Consider the following 25898-nt stretch of genomic DNA (forward strand, 5'->3'; position numbering starts at 1 on the left):
TTATTTTTATAATTTTATTCCAAAAGACAAATCCCCTGAATCACCTAAACCAGGAATTATATACCCTCTACTACTTAGCTCTGGATCAATAGCAGCAATCCAAAGATGTGTATTTTCAGGAAAAATATCTTTTATATATCCTACTCCTTCTTCAGAGCCGATCACTGATACGATATGAACCTGCTTTGGCTCACCATAATTTTTCATAGCTTGCCAAGTATTTTCCAGAGTTTTTCCGGTAGCAAGCATTGGATCAGCTAACAACAATGTTTTATTCTCTAAAGAAGGTGATGCCAAATAATTGACTACGATTTCAAAATCTTCTTGACCTTCAGGATGATCTCTATATGCTGAAACAAAAGCATTTTCTGCAGCGTCAAAATAATTAAGAAGCCCCTGATGTAATGGTAAACCCGCTCGTAAAATAGAACAAAGCACTAAACCTTTCTCCGGTACTGAGACTACTTTTGTCCCTAAAGGTGTTTTGACAGTTTTCGAAGTGTATGCTAATGTTTTACTTAATTCGTACCCTAAAACCTCACCAGTACGTTCTATATTTTTTCTAAAACGCATAGTATCTTTCTGTATGTCATTATCCCTAATTTCGCTGATGAATTGATTTAAAACAGAGTTTTCGGTTTCAAGGTTGTGAATAATCATAGATACAAAAATTAAGATCCATAAAACTACTTTAAAAATTCCATAAAAGCATCCCTGGCAATTTCTTTTGCCCCAAAACTTGCCAAATGATCCGTATGCATCTGACAATCTATTAATTTTATTCCCTTTTCTTGTAAAAATTCTATTAATTTAATAAAACCATATTTTGAAGCATTACTAACTTTACTAAACATACTCTCTCCACAGAATACTTTTTGTTCATCCAACCAAATTCCGTATAGTCCTCCAACCAACGTCGAACCCTTCCATACTTCTGTAGAAATAGCATATCCAATTTTATGAAGCTTTATGTAAGCATCTTGCATTTCTGAAGTGATCCAAGTACCATATTGATCAGGGCGGCTTATAGTAGCACAATGACCAATTACTTGTTCGAAGTCTTGATTAAAAGTAACTTCGAAAGAATTTTTACGTAATATCTGACGCATACTTTTACTAATTTTGAGATCATCAGGAAAAAGTACCATTCTGGGGTCAGGACTAAACCATAATATGGGCTGTCCCTCATTATACCAAGGAAAAATTCCACTATGATACGCACGTAAGAGCCTGGATATGGAAAGATCTCCTCCAATCGCTAGTAATCCATCTTCATCTGCTGCTTCGACTGTTGGAAAGTTTATTGAATCATTAAGTATATACAAATCAAAATCGTCTAAAGTTTCTACAACGTTAAATATCAATTAGTTGTTTGAATTGACCAAAAAATTCATAATATTTGTTAAGGCCTTTTAAGATAAATTTTGTTCATCATTGCTTTTTTTGAGTTTTTATTAAAAGGTTAACCTAAAACCACAATATGAAAAGTCCGATACTGATGTATCGGACTTTTTACTTATACGCTTCCGCAGAAATGATCTTTCATCTATCGAAGAGCTTAGTGTATAATTATTGATTTACTTAAAATGGTAAATCGTCGTGATCTTCTTCCTTAATATCAGATGCTGGTTCAAATGCATCTGCTGGTGGCATAGGTGCTGAAGCAGAAGGAGCTGCCGCCTGTAAATTTTCTATTCTCCAACCTTGGATAGAATTAAAATATTTAGTTTCGCCCTGAGGGTTCACCCATTCACGACCACGTAAGTTAATGCTTATTTTTACATCCTGTCCTACCTGAAAGTTATTTAATAAATCACATTTATCCTGCACAAACTCTACCATAATGTGCTGTGGGTATTGCTCTTCTGTAGTAACCACTATCTCACGTTTTCTGAAACCATTGTTTCCAAAAGTTTGTGTCTCTCCGACCATTTTTACTTTACCTTGTACTTCCATCTTTTTAATTATTGTATTGCTGCTAAAATATTCCAGGCAGTATCTATATCATCCTTATCTAAATACTGCTTTGCAAATTTATGAATTTCTATGAGGTTAACATCCCGAATTTTACCCTTTATATCACTATTGTTATTAACAAATTCATTTGCATCCGTATTCTTAGGCATTCTTTCTATATTGGCTAATTTACCCAGATCGTTCCCTGTAAATATTATACTGTTTTTTATACGATCGGGTAAAGCATCAATACCAATACCTATACTACTAAGAGGTTTTGCAACTTCAAACATTCCCATATTTGCTCTGGAATACCAGTTCCCTCCCATACGTGCTACCTGATCAATCTTATATTGATCTATTCTACCATCTTGATCCAAAATTTCCTTTTTTACATGCATCAACAATACCTCACAAATAATAAGATTTCCTGCTCCACCTTCTTTACCCATGGGTAATATATCATTTACCTTACACTCAAATTGTACAGGTGCTTCACCAACTCTAAAAGCTTTTATTTTTTCTGAAGCAACCATAGTTAGCCCAGCTTTATCAAACTCATTTACATCTTTAGGATATTCTGTACTAGATAAAGACATTTGCTGCACTATATCATAATTTACAACATTGATGACTACTTCATTAGTCGCAAATGCATTTTCTAACGTATGCTTTGTAGTATTATCTCTAACTCTTCTGGCGGGAGAAAAAATAAGAATTGGAGGATTCGCGCTAAAAACATTAAAAAAACTGAAAGGAGAAAGATTTGCGTTTCCTTCTTTATCTATTGTACTTGCAAAGGCGATAGGTCTCGGACCAACAGCCCCTAGCATCATTCCGTGTAACTTTCCGGTGGAAACTTCTAGTGGGTCTATACGTAACATATATAAATTTATTGTACAAAGATACTTAAAGTTTGTAGCTCATAACACAAACCTATTTGGTTTTACGGTGTTTGTTTAGAAACAATAAAATAGTTTAAAAACGTTTATATTTAGGATCTGGTAACACACCCTTTTTGTATGAATTTTTCTGATGAGCGTAATTTAGCTAGTTATTTTATAATTTTTGCAGTTCTTGTGATTACCGGTCTTGTACTTTGGAACACTTCTCTTTTTTTACAACGTCTAAAAAAAGATGAAACCATAAAAGTACAAGTTTGGGCGCAATCATTTAAGGCATTAAGTAGTTCTGGTTTAGATGGATCAACGAATATAAATCTGGATGAATATCTGGAGTTATCAAACTTAATTAATAGCTCTAATACAACAATCCCTACTATCATAACGAACTCTGAAGGCAAACTTAGAAAAGATTCTTCTGGTAAAATTGATATTTCAGGTTCTACACTCAATTTACCAGATGACATTACAGAAGAAGAATTGAAAGATTATCTGGAACAGATGAAATCAGAGAATGAACCTATTGCATTAGATCTACAAGGCACAGTTCAATATGTTTACTACGGAAACTCCTCCATTTTGCAAAAACTAAAATACTATCCGATTGCAATAGCATTAATCATCTTTTTGTTGATTGGAGTAATATACTTCTTTTTTACTACTTCAAAAGCTAGCGAACAAAACAAGTTATGGGCAGGGATGGCTAAAGAAACTGCGCATCAAATCGGAACACCACTATCATCCCTAGTAGGCTGGAATGAAATTCTGAAAGTAGAAAATGTAAACCCAGAATATATTGTAGAAATAGAAAAAGATATTTCGAGATTAAAGGTAATTACAGAACGTTTCTCTAAAATAGGATCCATTCCTAAATTAGAAGAGGTCGATATTGTAACCGAAACCAGAGAAGCATATACGTATTTACAATCCAGAAGTTCAAAACTTATTAATTTTTCGCTTCATTTACCGGAAGAATCTATTCTTGTGCATCTAAATTCTCAACTTTACAGCTGGACTATAGAGAATCTTGTAAAAAATGCTATTGATGCGATGAGAGGTAAGGGAGATCTAAATATTGAGTTGTCCCAGGACTCAAAACGCGTCTTTATCAGAATCACTGATTCTGGAAAAGGAATTCCGAAAAGCAAGTTCTCCAAGATTTTTGAGCCCGGATACACTTCTAAAACAAGAGGTTGGGGTCTTGGACTTTCATTGGCAAAAAGAATCATTGAAGAGTACCATTCTGGAAAAATTAGAGTGCTCAGGTCAGAGATTAGTAAGGGCACTACTTTTCAGATCACATTAAGCAAATCTGAATCTCCTGTTATAACATAAATCCGTTATAAACGTTATATCTTATAAACTTAGTAAAGTGAAAACCGAGTATATTGTTCTAAAAGAAGCTGTGCTTAACAATAATTGTCCAGAATGTTATGCTACAGAAAGTTTATTAATATCATTCAAACAAAAAAGACTGTTTTCCAAACTCTTTATTAAAACGAAAGGAGAGATTATAGAAAGCATGGACTGCAAAAAATGCGGAACTACTATTTTTCCAGGTCGCTGGACAGATGATATCGAAAGAGTGCATCGTTATCATAAAAAAACAATACATCCTAAAAAATCTGTAATTCGGTTTACTAACCTGTTTTATGTTTTGTTTGTTTTAACAGTATTCGTAATTGGCATTTCATATGCATTTTTGTATTACCCAGACCTTTTTCGTTTATAATTAGTTTCTAAATATATTGATTCATTACTTCGCGTAACTGATCAGAAATCTTAAAGGTTTGGTCAATATTAAAATCAAAACAGACTGCAACATCATGACCAATAGCACATAATGTACTATCATCATTATACAGCTCGTGATACAATCCAAAACTAGAGTTTTTAATAAATGCTACTTTGGTTTTGATCAACACATTTCCAGGAAAAAACAGCGGGTTCTTAAAATCACATTTTGTAGAAACGAGCATTGGTCCTTTCTTAGTTTCTGCATACAATTTTGATAATCCCGAAACCTCCCAGAACTGAACTCGCGCACTTTGCATATATTTCATGAAGTTGACATTATTTATGTGCTGATACGTATCCATTTCACTCCAATCAATTCTTAACTTTAGTGATAATTTAAAATCAGATGATGTACTCATTGCTACAAATTCGAATGAATAGTGGCGGCTAACTCCTCAAACTCATCTTGAGACATAGATACCTTATATTGAAATGTCATTTCTTTCATATCATTAAGTGGTATGAGGTGTACATGAACATGTGGAACTTCTAACCCCACTACCGCTACACCTACACGTTTACAGGTCACTGATTTTTCTAACGCTATAGCTACTTTTCTAGAAAAACGCATGAGCCCGGTATACGTTTCTTCATCGAGATCAAATATTTTGTCTTCTTCCTTTTTGGGTATGCATAAGGTATGCCCATCGGCATTTGGGTTAATATCTAAAAAAGCATAAAAATTTTCATCTTCGGCGACTTTAAAAGAGGGAATTTCGCCATTAATAATCTTAGTGAATAGGGTAGACATTCGTTAAAATTTTGGTTAATTTTTCGATACGAAATATAGGGTATTTCTATCAAAAAAAAGGGTATAAAAAAACCTTTCTTCAAAAAAAGAAAGGTTTTACCATAGTATATATTTTATGTTACTCTCGTGTAATTTCTACAATATCAAATTTCATAATTCCATTTGGAACCTGAATTTCTGCCGCTTCACCCACAGTTTTACCCAAGAGACCTTTGCCAATAGGAGAATCTACCGATATCTTACCTGTTTTAAGGTCAGCTTCACTCTGTGCAACCAATTTATAGGTCATCTGCGCGCCATTGGTTTGGTTTTTAATCTTAACCGTCGAATGTATTAGTACTTTTGACGTATCCAATTGGGATTCATCGATAAGACGGGCTCCTGATAAGGTTTCTTCTAGTTTAGAAATTCTCATTTCCAACAACCCTTGTGCTTCTTTTGCAGCATCATATTCAGCATTTTCACTCAAATCTCCTTTATCACGTGCTTCTGCAATTGCTTGTGACGCCTTTGGTCGTTCTATATCCTTCAGGGTATTTAGTTCGTCTCTTAATTTTTTTAGCCCTTCTGCAGTGTAATAAGATACTTTGCTCATAACTTCATCGTTTATATAAATACAAAAAATCCCATGGCTATGGGACTTTAACTAAAAACAAATATAATAAAAAATAACACCGAATCACATTTTTACCTAATTTGGCTTTTTAAAAAAATTAATCTTCGGTTCTTACAGATTATCTTTGTATTTAATAATAACAAAAAGATGAAAAAAATAATCTCCTTAGTTTACTTTTCACTACTATTGCTTTCTTGTAGTAGCGATGATAATCGTTCTAATAATCCTAACTTACCATCTATAAGTTTCAATCATACTGTAAATCTAGATCTCCCGCAGTTTAATAGTCTTAAATTTCCTGGAAATTCTGAAATAATAGGAATTGAAGGTATTGGTATTAAAGGAGTAATTATCTACAATGTGGATAACACCTTGTATTCTGCTTTTGAATTAAGTGACCCTAACATTCCTCCTAGTAGTTGCTCTGCATTGGTTGTAACTGGAATCCGTGCAGAATCAAATTGCGGAAATGACAATGCTTATGAGATCATTAGCGGTCAACAATTAGAAGGAGAGGGTGGATTCTCTCTTTTAAGATATCAAATTAGACGAGAAGGAAATATTTTAGTCGTTTCTAATTAATAGGTAGATAACCCATCTTTTAAGTTTATTAGACGAAGATCATCTCTTAGTTCACTGATAATTTCGATTGCCTTTTTACTTCGTACACCGGACTGACAACAAACTACAATTGGTCTTTTATTATTTAGTTTGGAAATACTAGAAGAAATTGTATTTAATGGGATCTGAATACCTCCGATATTAAACTTCTCAATTTCTTCTGAAGATCTTATATCTAGAATTTGATAATTTTCTATATTTTGTTTTAGTTCGGTGGCGGAAATTTCCTCTAAAGTACTTGGTTTAATCCCACAGAAAACAGCGTAATCATCATCCAATTCATTGACTTCAATACTATCATCTTTTTTGAATTTTAGTACTTGCTGTTGTAAAGTGAGCGCATCGAAATAGAGCAATTTCCCTTTTAAAACCTCTCCAATCCCAGTAATCATTTTAATAACCTCATTTGCTTGTAAGCTTCCTATAATTCCGGGTAATACTCCCAATACTCCTATGTCAGAACAATTAGGAACAGTACCCTGTTCTGGTGGATTTGGAAATAAGCACCGATATGTTGGGCCATTTTCATAGTTTAACACCGAAACCTGCCCTTGGAATTTAAAGATAGAACCAAAAACCAACGGCCTATCAGTCAAAATACACGCATCATTGACCAAATATCTAGTCGGAAAATTATCACTTCCATCTACGATAATATCGTACTCAGAAAATAGCGCTACCGCATTATCTTTATCTAATTTTTCCTCATAAACTTTAAAGAATACATAAGGGTTCAACCTTGACAATTTTTCTGAAGCGACTTTGGCTTTTGATTTACCGATGTCATCGATAGTATATAATACCTGCCTTTGAAGATTAGTCTGACCTACTATATCATTATCTATAATTCCGATAGTACCCACTCCAGCAGCTGTAATGTATTGTAAAACAGGACATCCTAATCCTCCTGCGCCAATCACTAAGATCTTGGCTGACTTTAGTTTTTCTTGACCTTCCATACCTATCTCATTTAATAAAATATGACGGCTATATTGTATTTTTTCTTCTTTATTTAGCATCTTTCACGAACTAGCTATAAAGATATTACTATTTATTTCCAATTATGAGCCCAATCTTTCCAAACCACTTCTAACCCTTTAGATTTTAACATGCTTACGACTTCTTCTGTAGAACGTTGGTCAGAAATTTCAAACTGCTCTAATGACTCTGGTTCTACAGCATAGCCTCCAGGATTTGTCTTAGACTCTGCACTAATAGAAGTGATTCCTAAATTCACGATATTTTCTCTAAAAATTTCACTTTCTCTAGTGGACATAGATAATTCTACATCCTCATCCAATAAACGGAATGCGCAGATTAATTGTACTAAATCAGAATCCTTCATTTCAACTTTTGGTTCTAACCCACCACTATGAGGTCTTAACCTAGGAAATGATATAGAATACTTAGTCTTCCAATAGGTCTTCTGTAAATACTGCAGATGTAAAGCTGTAAAAAAACTATCTGCTCTCCAATCTTCTAAACCAAACAACGCACCCAAACCTATTTTATGAATTCCTGTGCGTCCCAATCTATCTGGAGTTTCTAACCGATAATTAAAATTTGATTTTCTACCTTTTGGATGGTGTTTTTTATACTCTTCCTTATGATATGTTTCCTGATATACTAAAACCGCATATAAACCACTATCAATCAAAAATTCATAATCTTCTTGATCTAATGGTTGTACTTCGATAGTAATATTAGCAAACTGAGAATGTATTAATTTTATTGCAGTATTAATATAATTTACTCCAACAGTTTTATTGGCTTCTCCAGTAACCAAAAGAATGTGGTCATATCCTTTGGATTTCAAAAAAGCTACCTCTTTAAGTATTTCCTCATTGGTTAAAGTTCTTCGAGGAATTTTATTAGTCATACTAAATCCACAATATGTGCAAATATTCTGACATTCATTACTAAGATACATTGGCGTATACATCTGTATCGTATTTCCAAATCGTTTCTTTGTAACCTGATAACTCAATTGTGCCATTTGCTCCAAATATGGTTTAGCCGCTGGAGAAATTAAAGCTTTAAAGTCCTCTATATCTCTTTTAGAAGTATTCAATGCCCTTTGTACATCAAGATGAGTTTTATCTAAGATATCAGACAATGTAGTATCCCAATCATATTGGTCAAATATGTGTTTGAAACTAGTCATTCAAAAAACTTGTTAAAGGGCTACTTGCTTCTGCGTGCTTTCTTATAGGAGCTAATGTAGCTTTATATGCCAACCTACCTGCTTCAATCGACATTTTAAAAGCTTTAGCCATCGCTACTGGATCTTTTGAAACAGCAATAGCCGTATTTACGAGAACTGCATCAGCACCAATTTCCATTGCATGAGCAGCGTGAGACGGACTACCAATACCTGCATCTACTATAACCGGAACATTACTTTGATCCATAATTATTTCTAAAAAATCCAATGTCTTTAATCCTTTATTACTTCCTATTGGCGCTCCTAAAGGCATTACACATTGTGTACCTACTTCTTCTAAGCGTTTACATAAAACAGGATCTGCATGTATATAAGGCATCACAACAAAACCAAGTCTTACGAGCTCCTCTGCTGCTTTTAATGTTTCGATAGCGTCTGGCAATAAATACTTTGGATCTGGATGAATCTCTAGTTTAATCCAATTAGTCTCTAGCGCTTCTCTAGCCAATTGAGCAGCAAAAACAGCTTCCTTAGCATCTCGAACTCCAGAAGTATTTGGTAATAAATTAATTCTTGGATGATCTAAATGAGTAAGTATATCATCATCTTCATTTGTAACATCAACTCTCTTAAGTGCCACCGTTATCAACTCACTCTCAGAAATTACTAATGCTTCTCTCATCTGATCCGATGAACTAAATTTCCCTGTTCCGGTAAACAACCTAGACGAAAACTCTTTGTCTGCAATTTTTAATGTATCCATTGTATTTTTACCTTTCGGTTATAGCTATTAGCTTTTTTATATATTCTATTCTTTCTTCTAAATCATCTTGCTTTGTAAGCATTCCTGAGACAGCAATCCCATGTACTCCAGTATCTAAAATTTGACCTATGTCACGCTCTTCAATACCTCCAATTGCAATTATTGGAGTATTGTGATCATCTAATTCTGAAATAATTTTTTGATACCCATCTAACCCCAATACTGGACTTAACTTTATTTTGGTATTGGTGTATCTAAAAGGGCCTAATCCTATATAATCAACTCCATCATCTTTATGTTTTATACAATCTTGTAATGTATTAGCTGTACCTCCGATAATATAATTATCTCCTAAAATAACTCTTGCTTCTTTGGGATTCATATCTTTTAATCCCAAATGTACACCATCAGCTTGAGAGGCTTTTGCAATACTTACACTATCATTAACAATCATAACAGCGCCGTATTGATCACAGATTTCCCTACATTTTAAAGCCGTATTTAGTCCGGTAGCAACATCAACATCTTTTAAACGTAATTGAACCCATCGAACACCAGCTTCACATGCTGCACCAATATGTTGTAAATGCTCTTGTGGAGATTCACCTTGAGAGATATATTGTAAATTTTCTTCTTTCATATTTTTAACTCCTAAAATTTATGATACCCCAACATAGAGGTGTTAGAACTTAGTACTTTTTCTATGTATCGCTTTCCTCGATAACAGGATTTTAATAACGGAAAACCTTGAGACAAATATGCTGTTATTGCAGATGATAATACACAACCACTTCCATGTTTTTCAGTAACATTTTTGTTTTTAGGATTTAACACAAAGCAACTTCCTTGTTTGGTAAACAATTCGTCTTTTCCAAGCATTTCATTTCGATGACCTCCTTTTAGCAATACATTTGTTTTATTAGAAATATGTTGTATCGTTTCTTCAATAGTCTTATCAGGATAAAAAGCCTTAATTTCACTATAATTTGGAGTCAAAAGATATATTTTATCTAATATCTCTTCGAATTCAGGCGCTACAATTGAAAGTTCATGAAAATCATAGGCTGAACTGGATTTTAAAACTGGATCTAGAATAATTTTTACATTAGTATTCTTTTCTAAAAGAAAATCAATTATATCAAGAAGTGCTTTCCAATTTTGGATAATCCCAATTTTCACATAATCAATCTCAAACTTATTAAATAACACCTTTATCTGATTCTTTATAACCTGTTCTTCAATCCAATAACATTCTTCAAAATCTGTGTCATTCTGAATTGTATTTGCCGTACAAACCGCTACTCCATAACACTTTAAAGCTTCAAAAGTTTTAATATCAGCCGTTAATCCTGCTCCCGAAGAAGGGTCAAAACCTGCAATTGTAAGTACATTAGGACGGTTTCGCATATAGAATCTAAATCGTGTTTTTTAACACTATATTAGTTGCTTTCTGTATTTTAGAAAAACTATTTATAGGATCTTCAGTATTCCAAATACCACCCAAAACACCAACTCCTTTAAACCCTAAATCATAGGTTTTTTGTAAAGTAGTTTCATTAATTCCTCCCATTCCTATAATGGTATGATTCAAATCATTTACATCAAAACCTTTCCCTTCATAACCTGCTTTAGAAATTGATCCAAAAACTGGACTTAACAAAACATATTCGAAATCTGCTTTACATGCTTCAATATCCTCTTTAGAATGAAAAGAACTTGTCACAAAAAACCCCTTGTTTTGGTATATCTGAACGGTTACTTCTAATGCATCTTCTAGATCAATACGTGCTTGCTCTTGCAAATGAATACCTCGTAATTTATATTCTTGAGTAAGCTCGGGAAACTGATGCGTCATTATTCTATTATGATATTTAACTTCTATTAAATCTAACAAAGATCGATATCCATCAATCGTAAAAGTCGGTTTACGAAGATGTAATATTTCTAAACCAGTTTTAAATAATTGATTAATTTGATTGGCTTCGTTGGTAATTGGTTTTTCTGATGTTAATACTATAATCATCTTTTTGGTATCTGGTAATTAGGTATCCGGCATTGCGTATCAGAATTACTGAAACCCAATATCCGATAACTTATATTTATAGGTATACTTCGCTTCCTTTTTCTTTAAACTCCTCCGCTTTCTCCTGCATTCCTTCTTCTAGCGCTTTCTGATTATCAATTTCTTTTTGAGCGGCGTAATCACGTACTTCCTGTGAGATTTTCATAGAACAGAATTTTGGACCACACATACTACAAAAATGTGCAATTTTTGCTCCTTCTGCCGGTAATGTCTCATCGTGATATTCTCTTGCTCTTTCTGGATCTAAAGCCAAATTGAATTGATCCTCCCATCGGAATTCAAATCGAGCTTTGCTCAATGCATCATCTCTATGCTGGGCTCCTGGATGTCCTTTTGCTAAATCAGCAGCGTGAGCTGCCAATTTATAAGTTATCACACCAACACGTACATCTTCTTTATTAGGCAACCCTAAATGTTCTTTTGGTGTCACATAGCATAACATTGCTGTCCCATACCAACCAATCATTGCTGCACCAATTCCTGATGTTATATGATCATATCCTGGTGCAATGTCGGTTGTTAAAGGACCTAATGTATAAAAAGGTGCTTCTCCACAAGCCTCTAATTGCTTATCCATATTTTGTTTAATCATATGCATAGGAACGTGCCCTGGTCCTTCTATAAAAGTTTGTACATCGTGTTTCCAAGCAATTTTTGTTAATTCACCTAGCGTTTCTAATTCTGCAAATTGTGCTTCGTCATTAGCATCAGCTATACTCCCTGGACGTAAACCATCTCCTAAAGAGAAAGCTACATCGTAGGATTTCATAATCTCACATATTTCTTCAAAATGTGTATACAAGAAACTTTCTTTATGATGCGCCAAACACCATTTTGCCATAATTGAGCCTCCTCTAGAAACAATTCCTGTAACTCTTTTTGCCGTCATAGGAACATATGCTAAACGTACACCGGCGTGTATCGTAAAATAATCTACTCCTTGTTCTGCTTGCTCTATCAAAGTATCTCTAAAAATTTCCCAAGTAAGATCTTCTGCCTTTCCATTTACCTTCTCTAAAGCTTGATAAATAGGAACCGTACCTATTGGTACTGGAGAATTACGTACGATCCATTCTCGTGTTTCGTGAATGTTCTGACCTGTAGAAAGATCCATAATATTGTCAGCTCCCCAGCGGCAAGCCCAAACTGCTTTTTCTACTTCTTCTTCTATGCTAGATGTCGTAGCAGAATTACCAATATTGGCATTTATCTTTACCAAAAAGTTGCGGCCTAAGATCATTGGTTCTGCTTCTGGATGATTTATATTAGAAGGGATTACTGCTCTTCCTATCGCTACTTCTTCTCTTACAAACTCTGCAGTGATTTTTTTAGGAATACTTGCTCCAAAATCTTGACCCGGGTGTTGGGCAGCTATTCTTGTTGCTTCTTCAATTTTCTGATTCTCTCGGATAGCGACATATTCCATTTCGGGAGTTATAATTCCTTGCTTAGCGTAATGCATCTGGGAAACATTTTTCCCCACTTTTGCTCTCTTAGGTTTTCTCACATGATTGAACCTAAGGTGATCTAAACTAGTATCATTTAAACGTTTATTACAATATTCTGAAGAAAAATTATCCAATTCCTCTACATCACCACGATCCACAATCCATTGTTCTCTAATACGCTCAATCCCTTCATGTACATTAATTTCTTTGTTCGGATCAGTATATGGCCCACTGGTATCATATACTACTACTGATTCATTGGGTATTTTCTTACGAGTCATCGAATCTACGGCATCGCTTAACTCTATTTCTCGCATAGCCACTTTAATCTTTGGATGGATATTTCCATTTACGTAGATCTTCTTAGAACTTGGAAAAGGAGTTGTTGTTATTTTCCCCTCCTGTGGTGCAGTATCTTTTTTCTTCATAAGTAAGTAGTTTTAACTTTTTAATAAGCCTAGTTAGTATTTTATTTATCCTCCTTGTGTAGCACGAATGATTGTAACATCATCATTTACCTTAACGATGGTATCACTCCATGTATCTTTGGTTATGATTTGATTATTAATTGCAATAGCAATTCCGTTTTTAGAAAGTGATAACTCTTCTAATAGAAAATCTATCGAACTATTTTCTGAAATAATTTGTTTTTGATTATTAACGTTTATGGTCATCTTTTCTTTAGAGTTACATCCATAAACTTTAGGTAAAACCTATTTTAAGAAGAAAAATCAAATTCTTATATATTTATAAGAAATGAGATTAACTTTTCCCTTCGCCAGTACTAACTGCATCAGGTTCAAAGGGTATTTCTCAGACTTCAATACTAGAAGACACCCCTAAAGTTTATTTTATAAAAGTAGTGAACTTATATAATAGAATAGGTTAAAAAAGTTTTTTTTAACCTATTCTCAATTAAAATTATTTCCGAATATTATATATCATACCTGCTTCATAACTAAAAGAATCATTATTTACTCTCCAATCACCAGAGTACCATCCATTAAACGTTCCACTCCATCCCCAATTCATATGATAGGTCCAAGCTTTACTAGAGACTGTTATAGGTCCACGAGGACCAGGGATTTGTACAGTCACATTGTATTCTCTTATTCCATCGCATACCCAAGCATGGCCATTTTCATAAACATTAAAAATAAGCCAAACCGTATCTCTTTCCCCACCTCGCAAAATCACCGGATAATCATCCCCAAGTTCACTTAAAGCAGTGGATATACTAAAATCCTTATAATTAGCCGAAAGATAACCAAATGTATTTTTCAAAGCACTTGCTGCATCCTCTGTTTCTGCTCCAGAGCCATTACATCCCCAATCCATGCCGACAGAATTTCCGGCATCTTTCATCAATCTTGATGTTTCATCAGACCCAGTGTTATTAGCCATTTCTCCCCAATTATAAGTGGAGGGATATTGATAATGCTTCATTATTTGAGACATTGCGGTAGCCACACATCCAGTAGGTGCTCTTCCATTTGAATAATTACTACACCCCAAAAACGGAGCTGAATTATTATAACCAACTCCCTGACCCCAATTAGTTAATAACAAAGGACCATATTGAAAAGACAAAGTTCCGGTAGCAGGATTTTGTGATTTTGATAATGAAAAGCTTTCGCTGTTATCTAATTTTGATGATATATATATTTCTATATCATCAATATTCCAAGAATCCTTGGAAGCAAATATTAAAGAATCCGCTTGATTATTATTTCTTACATCTTCAATATACTCGTTTTGTGATTCGAGCCAATCAACCAGCAAACTCGGATATGCTTCTACCTCAGTATCAAAATTATTTTCTTCAGAAAAAGCCAATACAGGGAAAGCTCTTTTATCTGCAGAAATTATTATAAAACCTCCATTACTATAATTAATTATGTAATAAGAAGTTTTCGATTCATCAAGCCCTATTGGTACAACGTTGAAAATCCCCCTTTTTTTTCCATTCGTACTGAAAATTCTTCTACTGTATGATTTGGTTTTACTCGAAAAAATTTCATTAGCGATTGAAACCGCTTCTGACTGATTTAAAAAATTAGTATCTTCTTGATTTAACTGATCATTTAAAAGTAAATCAAAGTTTTCATCATCCTTTTGACAAGAGGCTAAAAGGATGACAAACAAAACGAGATAAGTGTTGATGTTCTTCATAATTTTCTGTGAATGTTGGTTAATAATTTATGATTTTAAAGAGTATCTAAAATATAAAATTACAACTAGAACATTTTCAAAAAACATCAATTTTTAGGACTAGAAAAACTATTTTTCTGTAACACTCATCATATCATATAATTATTAAGTTCTCTTAAAATAAAATCTACTGATAATTTTTAAAATTTCAAGGTTGCTCCTATCAAAAAATTAATTCCTGCTTGAGGGTAAAATCCGGTAAAATATTCTGTTCTTAGCCCTGTTGGGCTTTGATTATCAGCCACATCACCGAGGGAAAAAGAATATCCATTAGATTCATAATCAATATCGAATATGTTGTTTATTAACCCCGTAAATACAATAGACTTAAAAACCGAAATACCTTTTATTTCATAAACTATATTTAAGTCATTTACAAAAAAACTATCTAGCTTAAGGTTATCATTATCTAAATTACTAAGATGTTGTTCTCCCACAAATTTTGAAAGAAAAGACAATTGAAGGTTTTTTTGAGGCTGATATACAAATATATTTCCCGCAACAATATTTGGAGAATATGAAATATTAGTTGACCCAAGATTAGTTAAAGCCCCATCTACAGTAGCAAAAAAGTCTTTGTTTTTATTAGCACTAATTGCCACATTGGGCCTAACAATAAATTTATCTGTTATCGTAATATCTGCATCAATTTCAATTCCAAGACGAAAGCTTTCTCCACTTGTAGCTCTTATAGGTGCCCCTACATCATCCAATGCTCCAGTAAGTACTAACTGGTCCTTATACCACATGTAGTATACATTAGCATTTACAACGGTTCTTTTTTTATTAAATCTCCACCCTAATTCGATATCATTAAGTTTTTCTGCGGTATTAATTCCATTTTCAAAATCGCTTCTTCTTGGCTCTCGATTCGCTCTTGCATAAGATGCATATAATTGATTAGAAGCATTGATTTGGTAAGTAGTTCCCAATTTTGGATTGAAGAAATCATAGTCTTCATCTACTTCTAATGGAACTCGATCGGATGTTAAACCAGTTGTTTTATACCCTACAAAACGCCCTTGTAAATCTACAAATGCGCTCCATTTATTGTTAACTCTATAGGTAGTCTTTCCAAAAATGGTAAATTCGTTTTTCTTTCCATTACCGAAATAATAGTTATCCCTAATTTCTGATCCTCCTGCATTTTGCGCCCAAATTACTTCTCCAAAATGATCTCCATCATAGAAACTATAAAATGCGCCAAAATCAACATCCAAATTATTATTCTTATAATTAGCAGTGGCATTAATTACATAAAAATCATTGTCTAACCAACGACGGCGAACTAAATCTGTAGTATTAATAGTTTCTCCTCCAATAGTAATTGGAGTAAAGTCATAATCTGCAAAATCTTCATCTTCTTTATACTGCTCAAAAAACCCTCTACCATACGTATAATTAAGTCCCACATTAGTAGACCAATAATTATTATATTTCTGGTTCCAATGTAATTGATAATGATCTTGTTTGTAGTTATCTACTTCGTTATCATAAAAACGAATATTTCCGTCATCATCTGTATACTGACCAGCAGGGTTAAAAGTTCGATCCGTTTCTAAGGTTGCTTCATCAATACCAAACCAGGATTGATAGGTGATTTCGTGCCCTCCAAAGGTCACTGCCTTGATCAAGGTATTATCATCAACATACGAACCCTGCAAGAAATAAGATTTTAGATCAGAAGATGCTCTGTCGATGTATCCGTCTGAAGCGACTGCAGATAAACGTCCCGCAATTTCGATATAATCATTTAGCAATCCTGTACTAAACTTTACGTTGTGCCTTCTTGTGCCAAAAGATCCAAATGAATTAGCGATTTCTCCGTTTGCCTTTTCGGAAATGGCATCCGTTAGTAAATTAAGACTTGCTCCAAACGCTCCAGAACCATTTGTAGAGGTTCCTACTCCTCGTTGTAATTGTAAGTTTTCTATCGAGGAAGCAAAATCTGGTAGGTTTACCCAGAACGTTCCCTGACTTTCTGCATCATTAAATGGAATTCCGTTTAAGGTTACATTGACTCTGGATGCATCACTACCTCTTACACGAATATATGTGTATCCTACTCCTGCACCTGCATCGGTAGTAGTCACCACACCGGGTAAATAGTTTAACAAAACAGGAATATCCTGACCCAAGTTACGAGTAGCTAGTTCTTCTTTTGATACATTAGAATGTGTAATAGGTGAATCTGCATCAACCCGAACGGATTTTACTAAGACTTCATCTAATTTTTCGATCTCATCTGGTATGGAATCCTTTTGTTTCTCTTGTGCCATTACCTGAGTACTCAAGCATAAAATGGTAAGATAAAATAATACATTTTTCATTCGTAAAAAATTATTACGAATAAAAGGGGTAATTATTCTAAGGTTAAAACTAAATTGATTAAAAAAGTACTGACTAAACAATACTATTGATGTTCCCTATAAAACTAAAAGACACGATTAAGAATCCATTAGCTTTTGGTTGTCCCTTGGCAGCATTACCTGCCCAGGTTCATCGGGTATGATCTCAGCTTCTTCCAGAAAATGACTTTTCAGGATTTCGGCACCCCTTTGAGATTTTGCCGCAAAAATACTACGTTTAATTGATTTATCGTAACTTTATTAAACATAAAAAACAATGCTTCGGTTTTTTTGAAGTTAGGATAGTATGAAAAACACAAAACGTTCTATTACGTTAAAAATAATTGCAGGGTATACATTAGCAATTGTCTTGGCAATTATTGCTTTCTGGGTGATTTACAGACAGTTTAGTAACTACTCTGAAATTACAAAAATTAAAAATGATAATAATGAAAAGTTAGTCCTTGTCGGAGAAGCAATAACTGGACTATACGAGGCAGAAAGTTTAACCAGAAACATAATTCAGACTTCGGACACTGAAAAATTTGAGGCTTACAAAATAAAAATTGATTCGATCATTACCACTATTGATCAGGTTGCAGGAATGTCTTTTGATAAGTTTCAATCTAGTAAAATTGATAGTATTAAAACGCTTATTGATAGCAAAAACAAAAATTTCGAAAAACTTATTGCTATATATGAACAACGAAAAGAAAAAGGTCTAAAGGAAAATGTAATTGATCAACTTAAAAAATCAAGTAAAGAATACGGTAATTATCTTGATTTGGATAAGCGTATCGAGGACTATAATCCTGCTACAAAAAAATTAATAAAAAATCTGCTAAGTTGGTCAAAAAAAGATAACGAAGAGCGTTTAACAAGTCAGACGTTAGATTCTGTCGCCAATCATTTTTACAAAGTATTAATCGAAGTAGAAGAAAAGGATAGGAGATACGAGCGTCAAATTACTGCTAGAGAAAACAAGCTCTTAAAAAATGATCAAATTATCACAAAACAGCTTCGTGATTTGATGGCTGCGATAGAAGCCAATGAGAGAAGAGAATATGTTGCAAAACTAGATAGGTCGAATAATATTCTTGATAAAACTGCTAATTTCATCATTATTATAACAGCTATTAGTTTATTAATTGCCATCTTATTTCTCTTCTTAATCACAAAAGATGTATCTAAGAGTCAAAAATATCGAAACGAATTAGAAGCAGAAAAAATTTACAAAGAATCTCTGTTAAAAACCCGAGAATCCTTAATCAATACTGTAACACACGATCTTCGTTCTCCATTAAATACCGTTATTGGTTATTCTGATTTATTAGAAAAAACTGGATTAAACAATAAGCAAAAACACTACTTGGATCACCTAAAAAAATCATCTGATTATATTCTTCATTTGGTAAACGATCTTCTGGATTTATCAAAACTGGAAGCTGGTAGAATGGTAATAGAAGAATTACCTTTTTCTCCAAAGAAATTGATAGAAAACACCATCAGTAGTGTTATTCCTATAAATGATAACAAGAACTTAAAAGTCTTAATAAATTCAGACATAGAACTTCATAAAAGATACTTAGGAGACCCTTTTAGAATTAAACAAATACTTACCAATTTACTCAATAATGCTTATAAATTTACAGACAAAGGATGTATATCTATTGATAGTAAAATTAAGCAAAATGGCCTTGCAGAAAAAGAGCTTGTTATTTCTGTAAAGGATACTGGTATTGGAATATCCAAAGAGCAGCAAAAATACATTTTCGAAGAATTTTCTCAGGGAGATGATAACACAGAAAAAAAATACGGAGGTTTTGGATTAGGGTTAGCTATTACTAAAAAAATTATCCAACTTCTCAACGGTAACATCATACTGGAGAGTCATCCAGACCGGGGTAGTAATTTTACATTTTACATTCCTATTAAGCTTGCTAAAACTCAAATTTATGAGGAGGAAAATGAACCTTTAGAAATACAGCATTTTATTAATAAAAAAGTTCTTATTGTGGATGATGATCTTAGCCAATTGGACCTAACCAGTGAAGTGGTGTCGTTAATTAGTTTATCATATGATATATGCGAAAATGGTCTGGATGCCTTGGCTCTTCTAAAGAAAAATCAATATGATCTGATTCTCACAGATATTCAAATGCCAAAAATGGATGGTTTTGAACTTATAAAAGCCATTAGAGAAAATACAGTTTATAAAGATATACCAGTAATTGCTTTATCCGGTAGAACAGACACTACGGTATCAGAATATGAAGAAGCTGGTTTTTCAGGAAGTCTGCGTAAACCTTATGCTCCACAAGCCTTAATAGATTTAATTGTACGAACTTTAGAAATTGATGAAGCTAGTATTGACTACGAAAATTCAATTCCTGAACAGGAGAAAAACGCCAACTATTCGTTGGGGGATCTGATGCTTTTTGCGCAGGGAGATTCTGACTCTCTATATGCTATTTTAGAAACTTTTTGCAATAGTACAACAGATCATATCAAAGAACTAAAACATGCTATAGATAAACAAGATGTAACACAGATTAAGAGATTAGCTCATAAAATGTTACCGATGTTTAAACAACTAAAGGCCAAAGAAATCATACCCGTTTTAGACACTCTGGAACACCAGAATGCTTATGATCTCAGTACAGAGGAAATCCTTTTACTTACAGCCGATGGAATATGTAAAATAGAAGACTTGATTGATAAACTAAAAGTCAGAAGCTAAAGGCTTATATCGTACTGTTTTAGTTTATTATAAAGTGTTTTCCTGTCTATGTCGAGCATTCGTGCTGCTTTCGCTTTATTACCGTTTGCTTTTTCTAAAGCATCCAATATTAATTCCTGCTCATTTTGATTCTTAAACAATCCATATGTTTGTTTAGCGTGATGCGAAGCATATGCAACATCGTTAGGTAAAACCTCTAAAGTAATCATATCATTTTGAGAAAGTAATACAGATCTTCTTACAATATTCTTCAGTTCTCTTAAGTTTCCGGGCCAATCATATTTTTTAAAAGTATCCAATACCTCATCCGCAAAACCAACTACATGTTTGTCAAGTTCTGCATTAGATTCTTCTAGAAAATAATTGGCGAACAACATCAAATCCTCTATTCTATCCTTCAATGGTGGTACTTTGATAGAAAACTCATTTAACCTATGATATAAATCTTCTCTAAATTCTCCTTCTTTTACAGCATTGCTTAAATCTTCATTGGTAGCTGCAATAACACGAATATCGACATCAATTTCTTTATTACTCCCTACAGGCTTAATTTTACGCTCTTGCAATGCTCTAAGGAGTTGTACTTGCAACTCATAGCTTAGATTTCCTATTTCATCTAAAAAGAGTGTGCCACCATTTGCAGCTTCGAAATGACCTACTTTATCATTTACCGCTCCGGTAAAAGACCCTTTAATATGACCGAAAAACTCACTGGATGCTATTTCTTTGGGAATTGCCCCACAATCTACTGGAACAAAAGGTTTATCTGCTCTTTTGCTTGCCTTATGAATACTGCTCGCTACATATTCTTTTCCTGTGCCACTATCCCCTATAACCAAAACAGACATACGTGTAGGAGCAACTAGTGCAACATACTCATTTAGCTTTTTCGAAGCATCACTGATCCCTTTTACAAAAGAACTATTTATAGGAGTTGTTATATTATCTTTTTCTATTGGTTTCTTGTTGACAAACTCCTGATCTTTGGTTTCTGTATGTAAAGCCTTTTCGATAATCTGTAGTATCTTATCAGGATTAAAAGGTTTAGAAAGGTAATCGAATGCTCCTTGCTTAATAGCATTAACAGCCATATCGATCTCTGCATATCCAGTCATTATAACCACCTGGGTATTTGGATTCTTTGCTCTAATATCTTCTAATAAGGTAATACCATCTCTATCCGGCAATCTTACATCAGTAAGTACAATATCAAATGTATGTTCTTGAATTTGTAAGATAGCTTCATTACCCGAAAATGAAGTTGATACCTCATATCCTTTTTTTTGCAAAAAAGTTTTAAGCATTGTACAAAAAGCTACATCGTCTTCAACTATCAGTAATTTGGACATATGGATATCATTTAGTTCGAAAGGTATTATATAAAATTAAACATTAAAAACATTTAATTTTTCTATAACAATAAAGAAAAGTAAAAAATAAAAAAGAGACCCTTGGGATTGGGTCTCTTTTTAGCACTAAACAACTTTATATCGTCTTTTGGTTGCAAAACGATATCCTTTTCTACCCCTAGATTTAAGATTTGTCGTCCGGCTTTATCCATTCGCCATTAGCGCTTGCAAATACAACTTTTGTATAGTTATCTTTACCTTTTAGAATAACTTTATATGTGTTATCCTTAGAAATATAAGCTTGATATATTCGTAAATTTTCAAAATCTTTCGCAGCTGCATCCTGAATCGCCATAGGTAACTCTACGATCTCAATTTCAGTATACTCCTGCAATTCGTATTCATAATCCATAAATTCCCATCCATCATTCTCAGCTAACTCGTCTTGTGCTATCACTCCTTGTGCTGATATAATACTAACTACTATAGCGATGATCATTTGTAAATTTTTCATTTGATTATAATTGTAAACTCTTGTTTTACATTTATATATAAAGGAATAATTGTTCCAAAAATTTAGTTTAATCAAAATACAGCATAACACATTGATTTTCTTTATGTTGTGCTTTATGATCTGTATTAGGGATCTGTAGAAATCTGTAGAATCTACATAAAAGCGTAGAAATTTTACACGCTTTTGTGGATTGAACTGAGGAGGAAGAAATAAAGTTTATGGTTAAATCGCTACTTAGGTAAAGCTACTAAAGCAGTGGTTTTTTTCGATTGGCTTTTTTTAAAGCTTGCATTTTTTTATTTTCCAATCTTTTTCTTCTGGAGGCTTTAGAGGGTCGAGAAGATTTTCTAGGTTTTGCTTTATGTAGATTTGCCTTTATAATATCAAAAAATCTACATGTTATAAGTTCTTTGTTTCTGTGCTGACTTCTTGTATCTCCACACTGTAGGATCAAATTTCCTGATTTGTTAATTCTAGAAGCTAACCTGCTTATAATTCGCGATTTTTCCTCATTTGTAATCCCTTCAGAATTCAACACATTAAAACTCAGTTCTACCTTAGAAGATACTTTGTTAACGTGTTGACCTCCAGCACCAGAGCTTCTTATACCTTTAAATCTTAACTCTTTTATGATAATCGAAACCGTCACGAAAAAAGTTTTACCTGATGTGCGGACTTCAACAAATCGTTAACCGTTTTCACAGGGTTAAACGTTGTTAATGGCACCTCTACAAAAACACTGATCCAATTTGCCATTGCACCATTCCACAATCCAGGTAATTCCAATGCCTTTAATAGCTGACCATTCAGGGATTTTGTTGTTATAAAGCCTGCATCGGGATCAACAAAATCAAGTAAGTTAAACTTATTTCCTTTATAATCACGAACTCCGCATACCAGATCCACCGGATTAAAATGAGTGGCACTTTTTAGAATTTCGTGTTGTCTATGGTCCTTTACATTTATCTGTGGCGCTTCTATAATTTGCAAAACCAACCTTCCATTCTCTTTTTTAATCCAGAAAGGTCCACCTCCCGGTTCTCCTTCATTAATTACCATACCACAAACTCTAATAGGTCTGTTGAGTGATTCTTTAAGAAATTGTAGTTTATATTTTTCAGAAAACTTATCAAAATCCAATGGCAATCGTACATTGAGCTGCTGTACCAAAAACTTCTTTATATCCTTCAATTCAGCTTCGGTAGGAATCTTTTTATCTATCGCATTTAATATTCTAAAAACTTCATCCTGAATCTCAATTAGTTTTCCGGCTAATACTTTCTTATATCCAGACACCTCATCTTGATATTTGCGGACTACTACATTATCAATGTTTTTAATATATACAATATCTGAATCCAAATCATTTAGATTTTCTATCAATGCTCCGTGACCTCCTGGTCTAAACAATATCGACCCATCTTCTGTTCTAAAGGGTTCGTTATTTTTATCTACGGCAATTGTATCTGTTTCTTGTTTCTGAAAAGAATATGTAATGATAAAATTAGTATCTGTTTTCTCTTCTACTTTTTTCTTTATCCTTTCGAATTCACCTTTAAATGCATCGAGATGCTCTTTGGAAATAGTAAAATGCAATTTAGAATCCCCTTTAACATTTTTATTATAACCGGCAGCTTCAAACAGGTGTTCTTCAAAAGAAGTGGATATACTATTTGAATATTTGTGAAAAGGAAGCAACCCTTTTGGGTACGAACCAAAATTTAATCCTTTTTCCTTTAGCATCATTTCTATAAATATGTAAAGCTGTCTTCCTTCTGATAGCGATTCAAAATTGGGATAAGCACTCTTTATCTTTTGCAGAACGATATCGTAAAAAGGGAATTTTTCCAAACCAATTAAAAAAAGGCGTATCGCGGTTGCCTTTTCATGGTTGGTATACGAATTTAGACTTTCTTTTTCATATTCATAATTATCCAAGAATTTGAATAACTCTTTAAACATTCTTGTTGCTGCCCCTGAAGCTGGCACAAATTTGACTGTATCAAGATCCGAGGATCTTGATACATATAACTTAGTCAACTCGGTTTGATAATGTTCAGAGAATTTTAAAACTCCATTATCTAAAGTAGCGGCACTTCTTAGGGCTACAAAAGGAATTTCATTTTTAAATGTCTCAATTTGAGCTAATACTTTTTCTACGGTTAAACCTTTGGACGTTATTAGTTTAATATCTTTATCAGTAATATTCACTTTAATCGTTTATTAGTTGGTCGATAATTTCTTTTGCTTTTTCAAATCGAAATGTAACATCTCCTTTCAAAATATAATAATTACAATTATTTTTTTCCAAAGATTCTTTGAAACGTAAAAACATTTCCTCTCTTTGATCTGGTTTGTCTCTTAGATCATCTGGTATCCATGGTGTGTCAATATAAGTTAAAAGATACAAATCATACGTATTTTCTAATGAAAATTTACGTATCGCTTCAGGAACAGATCCATCATAATAAGCTTCAGAATACACCTTAATCTCAAGAAGATTCGTGTCACAAAACACCATGCTATCTGCGCTATTGGTAATCTCTTTTTCTAATTTCATTTGTCCTTCGGCAATTGGAATCAAATCTTCGTATGCGCATACTTCTTTTGTAGCATCCCATTTTTTCTGAAGATATTCTCGCATATATTCGGGTACCCAAGAAGCTTTGTAATATTGTGCTAATTGTTTGGATAAAGTAGTTTTACCCGTAGATTCTGGACCAAATAACACTACCTTTATACAGTCACTAACGTTTTGTCTAAGCTTTTCTTCCATGCTAAGTACCCTTGAATAGCTAAAATTGTAAAAATCAAATATTGAAAACTAGAAAAGGTAAACCCTTTATAAAAGTATAACGGCACAGAAATAATATCTCCAATGATCCAAAAAATCCAGTTTTCAATTTTTCTTTTTGCCATTAACCACATGCCAACAAAAAATATAGCAGTAGTCAATGTATCTACATAAGCTGTCCAATCATTCCATTTATCAAAAACTTGGTACACAAAATACACAAAAACTAGGGTAGCTCCAAAAATGGCTATTTCTATTATCTTTTCTTTTACATTTGTTCTGGATATTGGAGTTGTATGGGTATCATCTACCTTTCTGGTCCATATATACCAACCGTATATACTCATTACAAAATAATATGCGTTGATCATCATATCGCCTAACAGAGACCATTTTAGAAGCAAATATACGTATATCGACGTACTAATTAAACCAGTAGGATACACCCATATTTTATTAAACCAGGCAAAAAAAACGCTAGCGATTCCAAATAAAACTGCTATAATTTCTAATGAGATGTCTAATGTCGAATAATCAGCATACTGTCCAAAGAAAAAATCAAAAATTTGGCTCATAGTTACTTCTGTTGCTTTTTACCATTTTCATATATACCAAAACGTGCTCCATATCGCCAAAAGCTTTCTTAATTTCTTCTGTAATAAATGGCATCAACTTATCGTACTCTCCATAAACCTGAGTACTTAATGGGTTTTCCAAGACTTTAAATTCTGAATCCCGTAACCTTTTTATAAATTGAATAATATGTTGTTCGAAATTATCTTGTAATGGTGTAAGTGTTAACTCTACTGATATTTGCATGGGTATAAATTTTCAGGTTTTA

At 33.4% G+C, this 25898-nt stretch carries 28 protein-coding genes and 1 riboswitch; of the genes, 4 read left to right on the top strand and 24 right to left on the bottom strand.

Annotated elements, in window-relative coordinates; genetic code table 11:
* Window positions 1-6: 6 nt before the first annotated feature.
* The 4 genes from upp to ACWGOQ_RS05200 all read right to left on the bottom strand — a co-directional run bounded on the left by upp (window position 7) and on the right by ACWGOQ_RS05200 (window position 2840).
* Window positions 7-660 carry a uracil phosphoribosyltransferase gene (upp, locus tag ACWGOQ_RS05185; protein WP_452056189.1) on the bottom strand — a complete coding sequence of 218 codons (654 nt, stop codon included), beginning with the start codon at window positions 658-660 and terminating at the stop codon, window positions 7-9.
* Window positions 661-686: 26 nt separating this feature from the next.
* Window positions 687-1325 (bottom strand): leucyl/phenylalanyl-tRNA--protein transferase, encoded by a 639-nt coding sequence (gene aat, locus ACWGOQ_RS05190; RefSeq protein ID WP_452056483.1) that lies wholly within the window; start codon window positions 1323-1325, stop codon window positions 687-689.
* A 256-nt stretch (window positions 1326-1581) separates the two neighbouring features.
* Complete coding sequence (locus ACWGOQ_RS05195) at window positions 1582-1956, bottom strand: DUF3127 domain-containing protein (protein WP_452056188.1); 375 nt, start codon at window positions 1954-1956, stop codon at window positions 1582-1584.
* 8 nt (window positions 1957-1964) lie between these two features.
* Complete coding sequence (locus ACWGOQ_RS05200; protein WP_452056187.1) at window positions 1965-2840, bottom strand: flavin reductase family protein; 876 nt, start codon at window positions 2838-2840, stop codon at window positions 1965-1967.
* A 138-nt stretch (window positions 2841-2978) separates the two neighbouring features.
* Between ACWGOQ_RS05200 and ACWGOQ_RS05205 the strand changes: the two genes are divergently transcribed.
* Together ACWGOQ_RS05205 and ACWGOQ_RS05210 are read left to right on the top strand one after the other, a co-directional pair.
* Window positions 2979-4193 carry a sensor histidine kinase gene (locus ACWGOQ_RS05205; RefSeq protein WP_452056186.1) on the top strand — a complete coding sequence of 405 codons (1215 nt, stop codon included), beginning with the start codon at window positions 2979-2981 and terminating at the stop codon, window positions 4191-4193.
* A gap of 37 nt (window positions 4194-4230) precedes the next feature.
* A complete protein-coding gene (locus ACWGOQ_RS05210; RefSeq protein ID WP_452056185.1) occupies window positions 4231-4590 on the top strand; it encodes a hypothetical protein in 360 nt (119 codons plus the stop codon).
* 7 nt (window positions 4591-4597) lie between these two features.
* On the opposite strand, the gene ACWGOQ_RS05215 is transcribed toward ACWGOQ_RS05210, so the two are convergent.
* The 3 genes from ACWGOQ_RS05215 to greA form a co-directional block, all read right to left on the bottom strand.
* On the bottom strand, window positions 4598-5014 hold the full coding sequence (locus ACWGOQ_RS05215) for an acyl-CoA thioesterase (protein ID WP_452056184.1): 417 nt from the start codon (window positions 5012-5014) through the stop codon (window positions 4598-4600).
* Between the two features lie 2 nt (window positions 5015-5016).
* Window positions 5017-5406: an HIT family protein gene (locus ACWGOQ_RS05220; protein ID WP_452056183.1), complete on the bottom strand. Its 390-nt coding sequence runs from the start codon at window positions 5404-5406 to the stop codon at window positions 5017-5019.
* Window positions 5407-5524: 118 nt separating this feature from the next.
* On the bottom strand, window positions 5525-6001 hold the full coding sequence (greA, locus tag ACWGOQ_RS05225) for a transcription elongation factor GreA (protein WP_452056182.1): 477 nt from the start codon (window positions 5999-6001) through the stop codon (window positions 5525-5527).
* A 168-nt stretch (window positions 6002-6169) separates the two neighbouring features.
* Between greA and ACWGOQ_RS05230 the strand changes: the two genes are divergently transcribed.
* Window positions 6170-6604 (top strand): hypothetical protein, encoded by a 435-nt coding sequence (locus ACWGOQ_RS05230; RefSeq protein WP_452056181.1) that lies wholly within the window; start codon window positions 6170-6172, stop codon window positions 6602-6604.
* On the opposite strand, the gene moeB is transcribed toward ACWGOQ_RS05230, so the two are convergent.
* The 10 genes from moeB to ACWGOQ_RS05280 form a co-directional block, all read right to left on the bottom strand.
* Window positions 6601-7662: a molybdopterin-synthase adenylyltransferase MoeB gene (gene moeB / locus ACWGOQ_RS05235; RefSeq protein WP_452056180.1), complete on the bottom strand. Its 1062-nt coding sequence runs from the start codon at window positions 7660-7662 to the stop codon at window positions 6601-6603. The genes ACWGOQ_RS05230 and moeB overlap by 4 nt on opposite strands.
* Before the next feature lie 32 nt (window positions 7663-7694).
* The gene (thiH, locus tag ACWGOQ_RS05240) at window positions 7695-8807 is read right to left on the bottom strand and encodes a 2-iminoacetate synthase ThiH (RefSeq protein WP_452056179.1); all 1113 of its coding nucleotides are present in this window, start codon (window positions 8805-8807) and stop codon (window positions 7695-7697) included.
* A complete protein-coding gene (locus ACWGOQ_RS05245; RefSeq protein ID WP_452056178.1) occupies window positions 8800-9570 on the bottom strand; it encodes a thiazole synthase in 771 nt (256 codons plus the stop codon). Before ACWGOQ_RS05245 ends, thiH begins: the two co-directional genes overlap by 8 nt.
* Before the next feature lie 7 nt (window positions 9571-9577).
* Window positions 9578-10210 (bottom strand): thiamine phosphate synthase, encoded by a 633-nt coding sequence (locus ACWGOQ_RS05250; RefSeq protein WP_452056177.1) that lies wholly within the window; start codon window positions 10208-10210, stop codon window positions 9578-9580.
* A gap of 11 nt (window positions 10211-10221) precedes the next feature.
* Window positions 10222-10977, bottom strand: a complete 756-nt coding sequence (locus ACWGOQ_RS05255; protein WP_452056176.1) for a hydroxymethylpyrimidine/phosphomethylpyrimidine kinase — start codon at window positions 10975-10977, stop codon at window positions 10222-10224.
* 7 nt (window positions 10978-10984) lie between these two features.
* On the bottom strand, window positions 10985-11593 hold the full coding sequence (locus ACWGOQ_RS05260) for a thiamine phosphate synthase (protein ID WP_452056175.1): 609 nt from the start codon (window positions 11591-11593) through the stop codon (window positions 10985-10987).
* Between the two features lie 76 nt (window positions 11594-11669).
* Entirely contained in the window at window positions 11670-13529 is a 1860-nt protein-coding gene (thiC, locus tag ACWGOQ_RS05265; RefSeq protein ID WP_452056174.1) for a phosphomethylpyrimidine synthase ThiC, read from the bottom strand.
* A gap of 45 nt (window positions 13530-13574) precedes the next feature.
* Entirely contained in the window at window positions 13575-13775 is a 201-nt protein-coding gene (gene thiS, locus ACWGOQ_RS05270; RefSeq protein WP_108804857.1) for a sulfur carrier protein ThiS, read from the bottom strand.
* A gap of 79 nt (window positions 13776-13854) precedes the next feature.
* Window positions 13855-13952: riboswitch (TPP riboswitch) on the bottom strand.
* 70 nt (window positions 13953-14022) lie between these two features.
* Window positions 14023-15273 (bottom strand): C10 family peptidase, encoded by a 1251-nt coding sequence (locus ACWGOQ_RS05275; RefSeq protein WP_452056173.1) that lies wholly within the window; start codon window positions 15271-15273, stop codon window positions 14023-14025.
* A 179-nt stretch (window positions 15274-15452) separates the two neighbouring features.
* Window positions 15453-17642 (bottom strand): TonB-dependent receptor, encoded by a 2190-nt coding sequence (locus ACWGOQ_RS05280; protein WP_452056172.1) that lies wholly within the window; start codon window positions 17640-17642, stop codon window positions 15453-15455.
* A 325-nt stretch (window positions 17643-17967) separates the two neighbouring features.
* Between ACWGOQ_RS05280 and ACWGOQ_RS05285 the strand changes: the two genes are divergently transcribed.
* The gene (locus tag ACWGOQ_RS05285; RefSeq protein WP_452056171.1) at window positions 17968-20400 is read left to right on the top strand and encodes a hybrid sensor histidine kinase/response regulator; all 2433 of its coding nucleotides are present in this window, start codon (window positions 17968-17970) and stop codon (window positions 20398-20400) included.
* On the opposite strand, the gene ACWGOQ_RS05290 is transcribed toward ACWGOQ_RS05285, so the two are convergent.
* The 7 genes from ACWGOQ_RS05290 to ACWGOQ_RS05320 all read right to left on the bottom strand — a co-directional run bounded on the left by ACWGOQ_RS05290 (window position 20397) and on the right by ACWGOQ_RS05320 (window position 25876).
* The gene (locus tag ACWGOQ_RS05290; RefSeq protein ID WP_452056170.1) at window positions 20397-21749 is read right to left on the bottom strand and encodes a sigma-54-dependent transcriptional regulator; all 1353 of its coding nucleotides are present in this window, start codon (window positions 21747-21749) and stop codon (window positions 20397-20399) included. The two genes, ACWGOQ_RS05285 and ACWGOQ_RS05290, sit on opposite strands and share 4 nt — an antisense overlap.
* Before the next feature lie 184 nt (window positions 21750-21933).
* Entirely contained in the window at window positions 21934-22263 is a 330-nt protein-coding gene (locus ACWGOQ_RS05295) for a hypothetical protein (RefSeq protein ID WP_452056169.1), read from the bottom strand.
* 247 nt (window positions 22264-22510) lie between these two features.
* Window positions 22511-22912, bottom strand: a complete 402-nt coding sequence (gene arfB / locus ACWGOQ_RS05300) for an alternative ribosome rescue aminoacyl-tRNA hydrolase ArfB (RefSeq protein ID WP_452056168.1) — start codon at window positions 22910-22912, stop codon at window positions 22511-22513.
* Window positions 22909-24474, bottom strand: coding sequence for a DUF4301 family protein (locus ACWGOQ_RS05305; protein WP_452056167.1), 1566 nt, complete (start codon window positions 24472-24474; stop codon window positions 22909-22911). Before ACWGOQ_RS05305 ends, arfB begins: the two co-directional genes overlap by 4 nt.
* 1 nt (window position 24475) lies before the next feature.
* Complete coding sequence (locus tag ACWGOQ_RS05310) at window positions 24476-25039, bottom strand: ATP/GTP-binding protein (RefSeq protein ID WP_452056166.1); 564 nt, start codon at window positions 25037-25039, stop codon at window positions 24476-24478.
* On the bottom strand, window positions 25000-25632 hold the full coding sequence (pnuC, locus tag ACWGOQ_RS05315) for a nicotinamide riboside transporter PnuC (RefSeq protein WP_452056165.1): 633 nt from the start codon (window positions 25630-25632) through the stop codon (window positions 25000-25002). The genes ACWGOQ_RS05310 and pnuC overlap by 40 nt, the downstream gene beginning before the upstream one ends.
* On the bottom strand, window positions 25616-25876 hold the full coding sequence (locus tag ACWGOQ_RS05320) for a thiamine-binding protein (RefSeq protein ID WP_452056164.1): 261 nt from the start codon (window positions 25874-25876) through the stop codon (window positions 25616-25618). Before ACWGOQ_RS05320 ends, pnuC begins: the two co-directional genes overlap by 17 nt.
* Window positions 25877-25898 lie beyond the last annotated feature (22 nt).

Source organism: Aquimarina ulvae (assembly GCF_053613295.3).